Below are 13705 nucleotides of genomic sequence, written 5' to 3' on the forward strand. Positions count from 1 at the left end.
GCTCCGCATGGACAGCGCAGCCATCGATCGGTTCGAGGCCAGCCGGGGCCGGCTGGCCTCGCTCGCGTACCGTCTGCTCGGTTCGGCCGCCGACGCCGAGGACGCCGTGCAGGACACGTTCCTGCGCTGGCAGGCCGCGAACCGGGATCGCATCGAGGTGCCGGAAGCGTGGCTGACCAAGGTCGTCACCAATCTCTGCCTCGACCGGCTCCGCTCGGCCCAGGCGCGCCACGAGCGAGCGGCCGGAGACTGGCTGCCCGAGCCGCTCCTCGAGGGCGACCCCATGCTCGGCCCCGCCGATACCCTCGAGCAGCGCGAGTCGGTGACCTTGGCCGTACTGACCCTCATGGAGCGCCTCTCGCCGGTCGAGCGGGCCGCTTACGTCCTGCGCGAGGCCTTCTCGTACCCCCACGCCGAGATCGCCGGGATCCTCGACATCACCGAGTCCGCGAGCCAGCAGCATGTCCACCGGGCCCGACGCCGGGTCGCCGCCGAGCGCCGTGGCGTCGACGAGGTGGACCTCGCGTCCGCGCGCCGGGTCGTCGAGGAGTTCCTCGCCGCCGCCACGTCGGGGCGCACCGAACGGCTGGTGGCGCTGCTCACCGACGACGTGACGGCGGTCTCGGACGGCGCCGGACTGGCCAGGCGGCTGCTGCGGTACCAGACGCGTGAGCGGGTCGCTTCCTACGTGCGGGCCGGCTTCAAGCCCACGCCGGCGAAGCGGCGGCTGGCCGGCGGCTCGCCCGCGATGCACATCGCGCTGGTCAACGGCTCCCCGGCCGTCCTCGCCGTGGTCGACGACCGGGTCGTGGGCGCCGTGGCGTTCGAAGTCAGCGACGGCAAGGTCGCGTCCCTGCGCGGCATCGCCGCCGCGGACCGGATCGCGCGCCTCAACGAGGCTTGGCAGCACCACGAACCCGACGCGCCGGTCATCAACGCGTGGTGACCGGCGCCACCGGAACGGCACAACCTGGCCGGCGCGGCGGAAGGGGCGGCTGTCATCGAGGCGGCCGTCCTGCCAGAAGCCATACGGGCAGTGCATGCCACGGCCGAGCCGCAGACCGGTCCGGCCACTGCGGCTCCTGGCACCACCAATCGTGCGGGAGACCTGCGAGCCGGACCGACTGACTACGATCAGTGGCTCGGGCGTACCTCACGAACGATGTCGTCCGGACGGTGCCGCTGACGACACCGACTCCCGAGACGGTGTAAGGACTACCATGGCCAACCCGCTGCAGGACCCGGAGTTCTTTCAGAACCCGTATCCGACCTATGCGGCGCTGCGCAGCCTCGGCCCGGTTCAGCCGGTGCCCGCCGGAAACGGTCCTGCCCGGTATCTCGTGACCGGCTACGCGGAAGCCCGCGCGGCGTTCACGGACCAGCGGCTGTCCAAGGACACCGCGCGCTTCTTCGCCGGCAAGGACACCGGACGGAACCTGCACCCCGCCGTCTCCCACAGCATGCTGGCCACCGATCCGCCTCAGCACACCCGGCTCAGGGGTCTCGTCACCAAGGCGTTCACGCCCGGCGCCATCGCGAAGCTGCGTCCGTACATCGAGAGCGTGGTCGACGAGTACCTGGACAACTGGACAGCCGGCGAGCGAGTCGACGCCATGGAGAGCCTCGCCGTTCCACTGCCGGTCACCGTGATCTGCCAGATGCTGGGGGTGCCCGAGGCCGACCGCGCCCAGGTACGCGCTTGGTCGAACGACTTGTTCGCGGCAGGGCAGCCCGAGCGCATCGACTCTGCCTCGCATGCCGTGGCCGGCTACCTGGCCGACCTCATCGACGCCAGACGCCGTACTCCCGATGATGGCCTTCTCACCGACTTGATCCGTGCGCGCGATGGCCAGGACCGGCTCAGCGAAGACGAACTCGTCTCCCTCGCCGTGCTCCTCCTGGTGGCCGGCCACGAGACCACGACCAATCTGATCGGCAACGGCCTCCTCGCGTTGCTCCGCACACCGGAGTTGTTCCACCAACTGTGCGAACAGCCCCACCTGGTCGGGGCGACCGTCGATGAGCTGCTCCGGCTCGACTCCCCGGTGAGCATCGCCACGTTCCGCTTCGCGACCGAGACCATCAGTATCGGCGGAGCCCAGATCCCTGCCGGCTCACCCGTCCTCATTTCGGCTGGTGCTGCCAACCGCGACCCCGGGCGCTTCGCTGAGCCGGATCGGCTGGACCTCAACCGGGATGCGAGGGGTCATCTCGCGTTCGGACACGGCATCCATCGATGTCTCGGGGCTCCACTGGCACGGGCCGAAGGCGAGATCGCGATCCATAGGCTCATCACACGGTTTCCCGGTCTCCGCCTCGGCGTTGCCTACGGCAAGCTGCGATGGCGACGCACGCGGTTGATGCGAGGGCTGGAGGCTCTGCCAGTCGTACCGTGACGATCCCGGTACCGGCCGAACGGCCCGGCCAAGGGTCCCGGCCGATGGCCTGGCCGGCCCGGGCGTGTTCGGTGTCGAGGTGCTCGGCGAAGGTCGGCTGACGTTGGACGTCGAGGCAGCGGCCTCAGGCGACTCAATCCGCGTCGGATCCTCCGGAGCCGTCCGCGGCGGCGACCGCCTGGGAGCTTCGGGTGTTGGCCAGCCACAACCCCTTGTACTGCATCTCGGGGTGCCGGTGGTCTGCCCTGGTGGTGCCGACCGGGATGTAGCCGCAGGATCGCAGCAGGTCCTGCGTGGTGGTCTGGTGTCGTTCCTCGTTGTAGACGCCGATGATCAGGCGGCCCCCCGGGGCGACGACGTGGTTCAGCAGATGGGCCACGTACGTGCCGCGCAGGTCCCCCGGTACGTAGTCCAGGCCAGTACGGACGACGTCGAAGCGGTGCGGGGGCTGCCAGCCCATCGCGTTGGCGTTCCAGATCCGATCTGCCCACTGCGGACAGCGGGTACGGGCAAGGTCGGCGAGAGCGGCCGAGATCTCCACCCCGTAGGGTTCGATGGTGATCCCCGCTTCGGCCGCCCAGACGGTCAGGCTCTCCATGAGGTGTCCGTTGGCGCATCCGATATCGAGGAACGTGCCGCCGTTGGGCGGGAGGAGGTCGACAAGCAGGCAGCGGGCCTCTCGCCAGCGTGTCTCGTCGCCGCTGTGGCCCGACTGGGCCCGAGGGTTGTCGCCGTTCAGGTAGGCCGGTTCGATGACGTTCAGGACGGCGGCATGCCACTCCGCAGTCGTGATCTTCCCCGCTTGGTAGGCGTCGTCGATGGGTGCCAGGTCGCGCCAGCCTCGTTCTTTCGCGCTCGCGATGTCCTCCGCGCCGTGGGCGCCATGAGACCGTGCGGCCGGGTTCATAACTACTCCGTCTCTGTTCGCCATGGACGCTCAGCGGTTTCTTATGGGTTCCGACAGGACGCGCGGTGCCGCCTCCGAGTCGGGCCGAGCCGCCGGCGTCCGCGAACACGAGCGGGACTCCCCTGCCGACCAGATGCGGGAGTCCTCGCACTGGCAGACCCTGGGAGAGGAGCCGACCTCGGCGGAGAGCGATGACCAGTACCAGTGGCTCACGGGAACCGAGCGCCATGGTGCACATGTCGATCTCCGGTGCGCCACCGCTGGGGAACGTGGTCGCCGACACAGTGGGACAGTCGTACAGGCTGATCGCTGTCCCCGGTCCCAGCACGGCAGGGGACTATGTCTCGCCCGCCGACCAGGTGGTCCGCACCCGCTGGCAGGTGGACACGTCCGCGCCGATCGAAGAGGCCGCCGCACAGCCGGTCGCCCTCGCGGATGCCGGCGCCGACCCGGTGAAAGTGGAGCTCAGCGGTCGAGCCGATGCCGTGGTCAAGGTCGAGGCGCTGATCCGCGCCCTTTCCGCGCTGGACCGACGGCAGGGATTTCGCAGGCGTTCGAAGTGTGGCCGGGGAGCCCCCCGCACGCCACAGGTCAGCCATGACCGAAGTGGCAGGGGCCTGGAGAAGTGCCAGGCCCCTGCCACGTGTCCCAGGGCTACGGCTCTCCGCCGCTCCAACGCGCCCACGCGCGGCACCGCCGCTACGGGCAGGTTCATCCTGCTCTTCAGCGGAAGCGTCAAGACGGCACACGTGGCGGCAGGCATGACGAAGCTGCGCACCGCACGGCCGTCTGCCGGGCCCGTCGGCCGCTCCGCCGCCCCTCGTCACTGATCGCGCCTCGCAGCAGTGCCGCGCGGGCAGACGGAAACCTGCAAGGTGGGCTCCCTTCGCCGGCATTGTCCGGATCAGGTGATGGAGGTCGCCTTCCGGTCTCACAGACCTTCCAGCCTCTCGGCCCGACCGTCGACAAACGCCCGGCACGGAGCCTCCGCCCATCGCCCGGGGCCATCCGGTCGAACTCCCTCGCTCGCCCTGCAGGCCAACTCCCACGACCCTCTCGCCGCCGCCCGGAAGCAGGGCCGAACGGCCCCCATCGCTGCCCCGACCAGCCGGCCGACCAAGCCGAACAGTGGCCGATCGAAGGGAACTCGGCATCGTCTGTGCACAGTCCGATCCGGCCGATGGACGCGGTTGACACGCGGCGTGTGACTCCAGGTACGACGACCGTTGCGGTGCGTCCCATGGAGGATGCACCCCGCCACACGGCCGACCTGCTGAGCCGGTATGACGCTTCCACGCAGAGTTCCAACGCCGCCGTCCCACCCGGCCCTGCTCCGCGCCCCTGGCGGGATCGTCAGCCCTGCTCACCCTCCTGGTGCGACGGTTGGTCGTCCTCCGCCGAAGAGACGGACGCGGCGTTCAGGACCTCGGTGACCGTGATGTGTATGACCTGCTCCAGTTCGGTGCCGCTGAGGCCCGGGGCGGGTTGGTCGGTCTGGCTCAGGCGGACTCGGACGTGTCGTTGCACCACCTCGGCCCGGGGCGCGGGCGTACGGGTCTTCAGGTCGTTGTACACGCCCCACGCGAGGGCGGCGACGCTCACGACGAGGGAGGCGAGAGCGACGGGGTCCCCGTACTGGCCGGTGCGGCCGGCGACGGTGTGATGCAGCGCCGCCTCCACGTGGTCCGGTAGACCGGGGCGGTGGTCCGCCAGGCGCGACGCGGCGGCTCGTGCCCCCCTGCTCGCGGTGTCATCCATGGTCACTCCGTATCTGTCGGTGGTGGCTCGACGGCCAGGACGTGTTGGCGCACTGCCGGCGGCAGCGCCTCCCCGGTGACGGATCGCCAGGTCTCTTCGAGCTCTGCGAGGCTCAGGGCCCGGGTCAGCCGCGCCAGGTGTTCCAGACCCCGCCCGACGGCCGGGTGGGTGCACTTATCGGACATCGCCACGCACCGGACCGTCCACGTCAGGGACTCACCGAGGCTCCGCCGATTCCAGGCGAGGAGCCCCAGCAGGTGGTACGTGACCGCCATCCGGGGCAGGTCGCCCAGGTCCTGGGTGATGTCGAGGGACTTCCGGCACCACGCCTCGGCATCATCGAGTCGCCCCAGCAGCCCAGTGACCTTCCCGAGCTGGTGATACGTGCTCGCGACGCGTGCCCGGTCGCCGAGTGCCTCGTTGGCCCTGGCCGCCCCCCTGTACCACTTCTCGGCGTCGTCCAGCCGGCCGCGCTGCTCCGCGACCAAACCGAGCTGGTGGTACGCGGTCGCCGTGCCGCCCTGGTCCTCAAGTCGCTCCGCGATGGTCAGAGCCTTCCGGTACCAGTCCTCCGCTTCGCCCAGCAGCCCGCGCTCGAAGGCGACCATGCCAAGTTGGTGGACGGCGCCGGCGACCGCGGGCTGATCGCCGAGCCGGAGGCTGAGGTCGAACGTCTGCCGGTAGTGCCGCTCGGCGTCGTCCAAGCGGCCCCGCTGCCTGGCGACCGTGCCGAGCTGCCCGTGGTTGGTCGCGGTGCCCCGCAGATTGCCGAGGCTCGTGTTGAGGGTGAGGGCCGCGGTGTAGTGCTGCTCGGCCTCGTCCAGCCGGGCCCGATGCTCGGCGACCATGCCGAGCTGGTGATGGGTGTTGGCCGCCCCGTGCTGGTCGCCGACGCGCAACTGGACCGTAAGGGCCTCGGCGTAGCGCTCCTCAGCCTCGTCCAGCCGCCCCTTGAGCAGGGCGACTGTACCCAACTGGTGCTGAGCGTCCGCGTACCGGGAGTCCTGAAGGCCGGTGTCCTGTGGGCCCACGGCGTCCAGGATGTCACGGAAGGCGTGTTCGGCCTCGTCGAGCCGGCGGGCCTCGGTGTGGTGCTGGGCTTGGGAACCGGCCATGAACAGCCACAGCGCCCGGGCGGGCGTGCCCGCGGCGGGCGGGTCGCCGTCGGTGCTTTCAACGGCCAGGCGGACGCGATCCGCCCACGCCTGCCGTTCCACGGACAGCCCTTGGAGCTTCCAGTACTCGTTCAACGGCTGGGCCACGAACTGGGCCTCCTCCCAGAAGCCTTGGTCGAGGGAGCGGCCGAGGGCGGCGCTCAGCGTCAGCCGGTTGTGACGGAGCAGGTCCAGGGCGAGGTCGACATCTCCGCCCTCCAGCTGCTGCATGACCCAGTCGCCGAAGATCCCGCACGCCTCGAGGAACGCGGGATCGGCGGCCCCGGACTCGACCGGGATGCCCGGATCCCCTGGGTGCGACAAGGCGGAAAGGTGGGCCGGCAAGGCGGGGTGGATGCGGTACAGGCCCGTGCCGAGCGCGGTGAGGAGCCCCACTCGAGCGGCACGCGCCAGCAGGTCGTTCCAGTCCTCGGCAGTGCGCCCGCGGAAGGGTTCCGGACACCGGGGTGTCCGCGAGAACGTCGCCAGCAGGTTGCTGTCCGCAACCCCTCGGAAGAGCGTGATCACGTTGAGCGCACGCTGGTCGGCGAGGAGAAGGTGACCGAGAGAGTAGGCGATGCTCGCGGTCAGGGAAGCGGTCCGATCGCCGTCGTACGACCCCGGCAGGGGCGTGGCGCCCTGAAGGGCACCGAGCAGGTCCTGCGGTGTCCTGGTGTCCAGGTGAGGGAGGATCAGGCGGAGGCTGAGCGGGTGTCCGTCCAGCCGGCGCATGAGCTCCCCGAAGGACCGTCCCTCCCGGCGCCGCCGCGCGTGGGGGTAGGGCGCGAGGAGCTGGTCGGCGTACTCGTGTGCTTCCTCAGGGTCCAGGCCCGGTACGGCGACCCGCCGCACGTTCCCCAGCCAGTCCTCCTCGGTGCGACTGGTGAGGAGGACGGCGCTGCGGCCGCCGGCGGCGACGCGGGAGAGGAACGCTCGCAGCTCCTCACGCTCGGCCCCGGACAACGGCGGGGTCTCCCGGGCGGGGTCGGGCATCGAGTGCGCGGCCTCGAAGTTGTCCCAGACCAGGAGCATCCGCCGGGTCCGCAGGGCGGCTTCGACCCGTGCCCGCCGTGCGGCGCGGTCCAGTTGCAGGAAGTCCTCGTCGGGCAAGCGCTGCCCGATGGCATTGATCACCCCGTCCAGGCCGAAGGTGGCGACGCCGGGTTCGAAGGAGTGCCAGATCACCCACGACGGATCGTCGACGGCACCGGTATCGCGGTACCAGCGTCCGAACGCCTTCGCGAGTTCGGTCTTCCCGGTGCCGGCCGGCCCGTGCAGGACCACGACGCGTTGCAGCCTGGCGGCGGACTCCAGGGTGTGGAACAGGGCGTCACGTCCGACGAACTCGCCATTGGCGGTCAGGTCCTCGTCCGGGGTGTCGTTCGCGTCCTCGCGCCCGCCGGGCCCGTCCCGCACGGGGCTCCGGTCGGAGGACGCGGCGGACCCCGACCGGGCGTGCAGCCAGGGGAAGCGGGCCTCACCGCGGGCGTAGAGGACGGGAACCATCCAGTCGGCCAGTGGCAACGGCCCCTTCGGCGAGGGCCTTTCGTCAGCGTTCGCCAGCCGCCTGCGTCCCGCCGCCACGGCCTCCGTGATGCGGTCACCCGACAGCAGACGCTCGTAGAAGGCCGCCATGAACTCGGCGGCTGCGACCGCATAGACGCTGTAGGCCATCGCGACGACAGCCGCAGTGCCCTCCTGGAGGAGCCGCGTGGCGACCGCAGCCTCCACTCGGGAGCCGACCACCGCGGACTGGCACGCGTTCAGCACCACGATCGGCACCTGCGCCTGCGCGAGCACACGGGCCACCTGCTCGGCGGGCACCAGATCCAGGCCGCCCGTGGGCCGTTCGAAGGCGAGCATCCCCTGCGGGCCCGGGCCGCCGTAGGTCTGCGGGTCGAAGCGGCCACCCGGCTGCGGGGCATGGCCGAAGACGCCGTGGCCGTCGAAGTGCACGATCTGAAACGGCTCGCCAGCCGCCCTGGCCGCGGCCAGGACCTCCTCAAGACGATCAAGGGTGGGCGGCCGCAGCACGACCAGGTCGACCTCGCCACTGATGGCCCCCAGACGGTGGAGCAGCGGCCGGGCGATCATCCGGTAGCCCACGTCCTCCGGCCCGTCCGGCCGGGAGATCACCATCAGGACCCTCAGGCGGGAACCGGTGACCCTGGACACCTCCCTCAACTGAGCCGTGGGGAGGCCCCGGGAGACCGCCACCTGGTCCAGGGCGATCGGCGTGGGCCTCGCGGGGTCGGTCATCAGTTCCCAAGGCAGACCCAGGGGTTCGGCCGTGGCGGAGAGGATCACGATTTCGAGGGGCCCGCCCCGGGCCCGGGCCCGGATGTAGGCGTCACGGGCCGGACCGGCCCCGAACACCGCCTCGAAGATGCGGGCCCCCCACTGCGGCAGCCGGGCCTCGACCTCGCCCCCGCGGTCGCTGTAGACCCCGAAGGGCGTGCTCAGGTACTGCTCCAGATACCAGCGCAGCTCCTCCAGGTCGTGGTCGTCCAGTGGCCACGCCAAGGGAGCCGCCGGTGCAACCTCCGTGGGGTAGAGCTCTCCTGACGGCCATTCCCGAACCGTCACCCGCCCCGCGGCACCGAACTCGACCAGCAGACGATCCATCGCGAACCCCGCCCCGGCTTCCAGGAGCGGCCACCGAGCCACCCCGAACGCACCGAGCATAGACATCCGGGTGCCCGGCCGTCCGGAAAACGCCCCGCCCGGGGGCCGGGGGCCGGAGACCGCGAGGCCGCAGCCGGGTGGCCTCAGTCGCGGACACAGAACTGCTCCGCCACGTCGTCCCGGATGGCGAGGCCGAGGCCGGGCTCGCCGTCCCGTCCCGGGTGCAGGCGACCACCGGCCGGGTCGAGGGCGCCGTCGAAGAGGAGGTTCTCGATGCGGGTGTGGTCGTGGAACCACTCCAGGTGGCGCAGGTTCGGCACGGCCGCGGCGGCGTGGGCGTGGGCGTGCGGGGCGCAGTGCCCGGACAGCTGCAGGCCGTGGGCCTGGGCGAGGGCGGCGGCGCGTAGCCAGATGGTGATGCCGCCGCATCGGGTGGCGTCGGCCTGCAAGCAGTCGACGGCCGGGATCATGCGGGCGAAGTAGGGCAGGTCGTAGCCGTACTCGCCGGCGGCGACGTCGGCGGTGACGGCGTCGCGGATGTGGGCGAGGCCGGTGAGGTCGTCGGAGGAGACGGGCTCTTCGAACCAGCTCACCCCCAGGCCGGCCAGCGTGCGCCCGATCCGTACTGCCTGCTTGCGGGCGTAGGCGCCGTTCGCATCGACGTACAGTTCGGCGTCGTCGCCCACCAGGGCACGTGCCTGTTCGGTGCGTTCCAGGTCGCGTCGCTCGCGGGTACCCCACCGCTCGCCAATCTTGATCTTGAATCGGGTGATGCCCTCGTCGGCCCAGCCTTCGAGCTGCCCTGCGAGCCGGTGGTGTTCGTAGGTGGTGAAGCCGCCGCTGCCGTAGACGGGCACCTGGGTGCCGGCTCGGCCGAGCAGGTCGGCCAGCGGCAGGCCGAGTACGCGGGCCTTGAGGTCCCACAGGGCGATGTCGATCGCGGAGATGGCGCCGGCGATCAGGCCGGGCCGGCCGGCGTTGCGCACCGCGCGGCTCATCGCTTCGTTCGCGGCGGGCACGTCGAAGACCGGCCGGCCAATGACTGTGTCGCGGAGCAGGCCGGTGACCACCTGGGCCGTGGCCGGGTCACCGTAGGTGTAGCCGAGGCCCGTCCGGCCGCCGCCGTGGGCGTCGACGAGGACCATGGTCGTCCGGGACGCGGCGGGCGGTGGCGAGCTGTCCGGTGCAGGCCAGGCACAGGTCGAGTGCGTCGAGGACCTCGGTCGAGCGCCAGCCGCCGGTGACCGGGGAGTCGTCGTGACCGCCGAGCATCTCGAACAGCAGCCGCGCCCGGCCGCGGGTGGAGTGCTCCTCCTCACCGGTGGCGCGGTAGGAGGGGCACATCACACCGCCCTGCTGCGTGCGGCAGTTGCCGATCCCGACGCAGCGCAGCACCGCCCGGCCGAAGTCGTTGCTGTCCTCGGCATACGCGAAGTGGGTCTCGCGCACTGCGGGCCGCCAGTCGGCGCCCAGGCGCAGGTCGGCATCCACTCGGTGGGGGTGGATGACCTTTCCGGGGTTCATCCGGTTGCCGGGGTCGAACAGGGCCTTGACCTCGCCCATCGCCTCCATGAGGGCGGGGGTGAACATGCGGGGCAGCGGTTCGCCGCGGGCCTGCCCGTCACGGTGCTCACCCGACAGTGACCCGCCGTAGGAGGTCACGAGGTCGGCCGCGTCGAACAGGAAGGCCCGGAACGCCTCGATGCCCTGGCCCTCGCGCAGCTCGAACGGGATCCGGGTGTGCACGCAGCCCTGTCCGAAGTGCCCGTACAGGGAGGCCTGTTGGTAGCCGTACCGGGCGAAGAGCCGCTCCAGGTCGCGCAGGTAGGCCCCCAGCTTCCCGGGGGCGACCGCGGAGTCCTCCCAGCCCTCCCACGTCTCGGAGCCGTCCGGCGGCCGAGCGGTCACGCCGAGGCCCGCCTCGCGGGCCTTGAGCATCTCCCGCTCGCGCGCCGGATCGTCGGAGAGCGCCACCCTCGGGTCGTCCTCGTCGCGACCCAGCGCCCGCAGCAGCTCGTACGCCTGCGCGTCCGCCTCCTCCTTGGTGTCGCCGGTGAACTGGACCAGCAGCCAGCTGTCGCCCTCGGGCAGGCTCTCCAGCGAGTCCAGGTAGGCGTGCTCCTCGCGCATCAGCTGCGCCATGCGCCCGTCGATCCACTCGGCTAACCGCTGACGCCGCGGTGAAACCGCTTCGGGGCGATGCCGCCCGCTGCTCCGGGAAGTATCACCTTCACGCAGGGGTGCCGGCGGGAAGCCATGCCGCCCCCGCCGCCACGTGCCACCGACGGACGCTCGGCATTGAGGGCGATATCCCGGCGTCGAGGGCGCGGGCCTCACGCCGCCCTGCGGCAGCCTCGGCAGCGGGGTCCCCGGACCGCGCACGCGGCGTCATGCGGGTGCAGGTAGGTCACCCTGGCCCAGCGGGGAGCCGAGCAGGTGAGGCGGGGCGGGGTCAGTCGAGCTGTCCGAGCTGTCCGAGGGGTGCCAGGCGGGCGGTGGCGGTCTTGAAGACGGGCTGGTTGGAGGCGGGGTCGAGTCGGGTGGGGATGAGTTCGTTCGCGGCACGGTCGTGCCGTGGCGGGCTGCCGGCGTGGTCGGGGCCGTGGTCCCAGTAGCCGTAGTGGAACGGCAGGAAGAGCAGGCCCTCGCGGATGCCGGTGATCCGGACGCGGGCGGTGACGGTGCCGCGGGCCGTCGTGACGGCGGCCATGTCCCCGTCGGTGAGGCCGTGGCGGTGGGCGTCGGCCGGGGAGCATTCGACCCACACCTCTGGGGCGGCGTGCTGGAGTTCGGGGACACGGCCGGTCTTGGTGCGGGTGTGGAAGTGGTAGATGGTGCGGCCGGAGGTCAGCCACAGCGGGTACTCGCCGTCGGGGGAATCGGGTGGCGGCTGGTAGTCGGCAGGCCGCAGGACGGCTTTGCCGTGCGGGTTGAGGGCGCGGTACTCGGCTTCGGTCGCGGGCTCGCCGGTGTTGAGGTCCCGGCCGTAGGTCTCGCAGGTGTCCGGGTGGGCCCAGAAGCGGCCGTCTGCATACAGCCGCTGGGTGCCGAACGGGAGGGCGGGCGTGGCCGGCCACTGGGTGCCGCCGTGCTCGCGCAGCAGCTGGTAGCTGAGGCCGGTGTAGTCGCACGGGCGGCCCTTGCTGCACCGCTGCCAGGCGGCGAACGCGGACGGGGCGTCGTGCCAGGTGATCAGCGGGCGGCCGGTGCGGTCGCGCAGGTCCATGCGGCGGGCGAAGTCGAGGAAGATGTCGAGGTCGGCCCTGGCCTGGCCGGGCGGGTCGACGGCCTGTTCGGAGAGGTGGACGGTGCGGTCGGCGTTGGTGAAGGTGCCCGTCTTCTCGCCCCAGGTCGCGGCCGGCAGGACGACGTCGGCGAACGCGGTGGTCTCGGTGGGGAAGATGTCCTGCACGACGGTGAACAGGCCGGGTCGGGCGAGGGTTTCGCGGATGCGGGCGAGGTCGGGCAGGGAGACGGCCGGGTTGGTGGCGCTGATCCACAGGAACTTCAGGGCGCCGGTTTCGGCGAGGCGGAAGATCTCCAGCGCGTGGGTGGGTGGGCCGCCGTGGTCCAGCGCGGCGGGGTCGATGTTCCACAGGTCGGCGAGTTCGGCGACGTGGCGCGGATTCGCCCAGTTGCGAAAGCCCGGCAGGTCGCCGTTGGCGCCGCACTCGCGAGTGTTCTGGGCGGTGGGCTGGCCGTTCATCTGAAGGACGCCGGCGCCGGGGCGCCCGAGCTGCCCGCGCAGCAGGTGCAGGTTGTTGATCTGCACCGCGCCGGCAGTGGCCTGGTGCGATTGGTAGACGCCCTGGAGCACGGTGGACACGAGCCGGTCGGTGTCGGCGATCAGCTCGGCGGTGCGGCGGATCTCGGCCGCCGGGATGTCACAGATCTGGGCGGCCCACTCCGGGGTGCGGGAGGAGACGCGCTCGGCCAGCCTGTCGAAGCCGACGGTGTTCGCGGCGACGAAGGCGTGGTCGACGCGGCCGGTGGTGATGATCTCGTTCAGGAGGGCGTTGAGCAGGGCGAGGTTGGTGCCCGGGCGCGGCGCCAGGTGGATCGTGGCCTCCCGGGCGGTGGGCGTCGGGCGGGGGTCGAGGACGAACAGGGCCGGCGGGTCGGCGCCGTGGAGCCGGTCGAGGATGCGCATCCACAGCACCGGCTGGCACTCGGCGACGTTGTGGCCCCACAGGGCGATCACCTGGGCATGGTCGATGTCCTGGTAGGAGCCGGGCTGGCCGTCGCAGCCGAAGGACTCCTTGAGGGCCTCGCCCGCGGTGGCGGTGCACAGGCGGGTGTTGCCGTCCAGGTGGTTGGTACCGATCCCCGCCCGGGCCAGGACGGTCAGCGTGTAGTACTCCTCCAGGAACAGCTGCCCCGAGGTGTAGAAGCCGACCGCGCCCGGTCCGTACTCCTCCAGGACGGACCGGCACCGCTCGGCGACGGCATCCAGGGCCGTGTCCCAGTCCGTTTCCACCAGTTGGCCGCCCTGGCGGACCAGCGGCACGGTGAGCCGGTCGGGCGAGGCGTTGGCCTGCCAGCCGAACAGGTCCTTGATGTCGAGGCGGCCGTGGTTGACGCGGTCGCCGGCCCGCCCGCGGACGCCGACGATCCGGCCGTCGCGGACCGCGACGTCCATCGCGTCGCCGTTGGAGTGCAGCAGCGACGCGGAGGGCACCCACCGCTGCACGTCGGCCTCGCTCAGGCCGGCGGCCAGCTGTAGGTCGACGCGGGACGGCCAAACGGTGCCGGGCGCGTAGGGGGTCCTGGCACCCCAGGGGTCGGTGGTCCGGTCCATGGTGGTGGTTCCTCCCGTCTCCCTGCCGGGGTACGACAGACCTGTCCACTCGGTGGCGCCACGTGAT

General features: G+C 71.5%; 8 protein-coding genes and 1 pseudogene. 3 read left to right on the plus strand and 6 right to left on the minus strand.

The genetic code is table 11. The features are described from left to right. Nucleotides 1-7 precede the first annotated feature (7 nt). A complete protein-coding gene (locus tag OG286_RS01095; protein ID WP_405363492.1) occupies nt 8-946 on the plus strand; it encodes a sigma-70 family RNA polymerase sigma factor in 939 nt (312 codons plus the stop codon). Between the two features lie 274 nt (nt 947-1220). Beyond that, nucleotides 1221-2396, plus strand: a complete 1176-nt coding sequence (locus OG286_RS01100) for a cytochrome P450 (protein WP_405363490.1) — start codon at nt 1221-1223, stop codon at nt 2394-2396. A gap of 133 nt (nt 2397-2529) precedes the next feature. Here the strand turns inward: OG286_RS01100 and OG286_RS01105 are convergent, their stop codons facing one another. Further along, nucleotides 2530-3327 carry a class I SAM-dependent methyltransferase gene (locus OG286_RS01105; RefSeq protein WP_405364598.1) on the minus strand — a complete coding sequence of 266 codons (798 nt, stop codon included), beginning with the start codon at nt 3325-3327 and terminating at the stop codon, nt 2530-2532. A gap of 167 nt (nt 3328-3494) precedes the next feature. Between OG286_RS01105 and OG286_RS01110 the strand changes: the two genes are divergently transcribed. Further along, nucleotides 3495-4133, plus strand: coding sequence for a hypothetical protein (locus OG286_RS01110; protein WP_405364600.1), 639 nt, complete (start codon nt 3495-3497; stop codon nt 4131-4133). A 523-nt stretch (nt 4134-4656) separates the two neighbouring features. Here the strand turns inward: OG286_RS01110 and OG286_RS01115 are convergent. From OG286_RS01115 to OG286_RS01135, 5 genes and pseudogenes are all read right to left on the minus strand, one after another. Continuing rightward, nucleotides 4657-5061, minus strand: a complete 405-nt coding sequence (locus tag OG286_RS01115) for a hypothetical protein (protein ID WP_396325109.1) — start codon at nt 5059-5061, stop codon at nt 4657-4659. Between the two features lie 2 nt (nt 5062-5063). Beyond that, entirely contained in the window at nt 5064-8738 is a 3675-nt protein-coding gene (locus OG286_RS01120) for a tetratricopeptide repeat protein (protein WP_396325108.1), read from the minus strand. Between the two features lie 245 nt (nt 8739-8983). Continuing rightward, complete coding sequence (locus tag OG286_RS01125; protein ID WP_396325107.1) at nt 8984-9985, minus strand: enolase C-terminal domain-like protein; 1002 nt, start codon at nt 9983-9985, stop codon at nt 8984-8986. Nucleotides 9986-10019: 34 nt separating this feature from the next. Beyond that, nucleotides 10020-11000, minus strand: a pseudogene (locus OG286_RS01130) (FAD-linked oxidase C-terminal domain-containing protein); the annotation flags it as partial. A 292-nt stretch (nt 11001-11292) separates the two neighbouring features. Next, nucleotides 11293-13638, minus strand: a complete 2346-nt coding sequence (locus OG286_RS01135) for a molybdopterin oxidoreductase family protein (RefSeq protein WP_405364602.1) — start codon at nt 13636-13638, stop codon at nt 11293-11295. Nucleotides 13639-13705 lie beyond the last annotated feature (67 nt).

The sequence above is a fragment of the Kitasatospora sp. NBC_00039 genome, assembly GCF_045160625.1.
Taxonomy (GTDB): Bacteria; Actinomycetota; Actinomycetes; order Streptomycetales; family Streptomycetaceae; genus Kitasatospora.

Bases quoted from the DNA above. Each gene is read 5' to 3' on its own strand.
- OG286_RS01095 (WP_405363492.1), top strand. From the start codon at position 8: ATGGACAGCGCAGCCATCGATCGGTTCGAGGCCAGCCGGGGCCGGCTG.
- OG286_RS01100 (WP_405363490.1), top strand. From the start codon at position 1,221: ATGGCCAACCCGCTGCAGGACCCGGAGTTCTTTCAGAACCCGTATCCG.
- OG286_RS01105 (WP_405364598.1), bottom strand. From the start codon at position 3,327: ATGGCGAACAGAGACGGAGTAGTTATGAACCCGGCCGCACGGTCTCAT.
- OG286_RS01110 (WP_405364600.1), top strand. From the start codon at position 3,495: ATGACCAGTACCAGTGGCTCACGGGAACCGAGCGCCATGGTGCACATG.
- OG286_RS01115 (WP_396325109.1), bottom strand. From the start codon at position 5,061: ATGGATGACACCGCGAGCAGGGGGGCACGAGCCGCCGCGTCGCGCCTG.
- OG286_RS01125 (WP_396325107.1), bottom strand. From the start codon at position 9,985: ATGGTCCTCGTCGACGCCCACGGCGGCGGCCGGACGGGCCTCGGCTAC.
- OG286_RS01135 (WP_405364602.1), bottom strand. From the start codon at position 13,638: ATGGACCGGACCACCGACCCCTGGGGTGCCAGGACCCCCTACGCGCCC.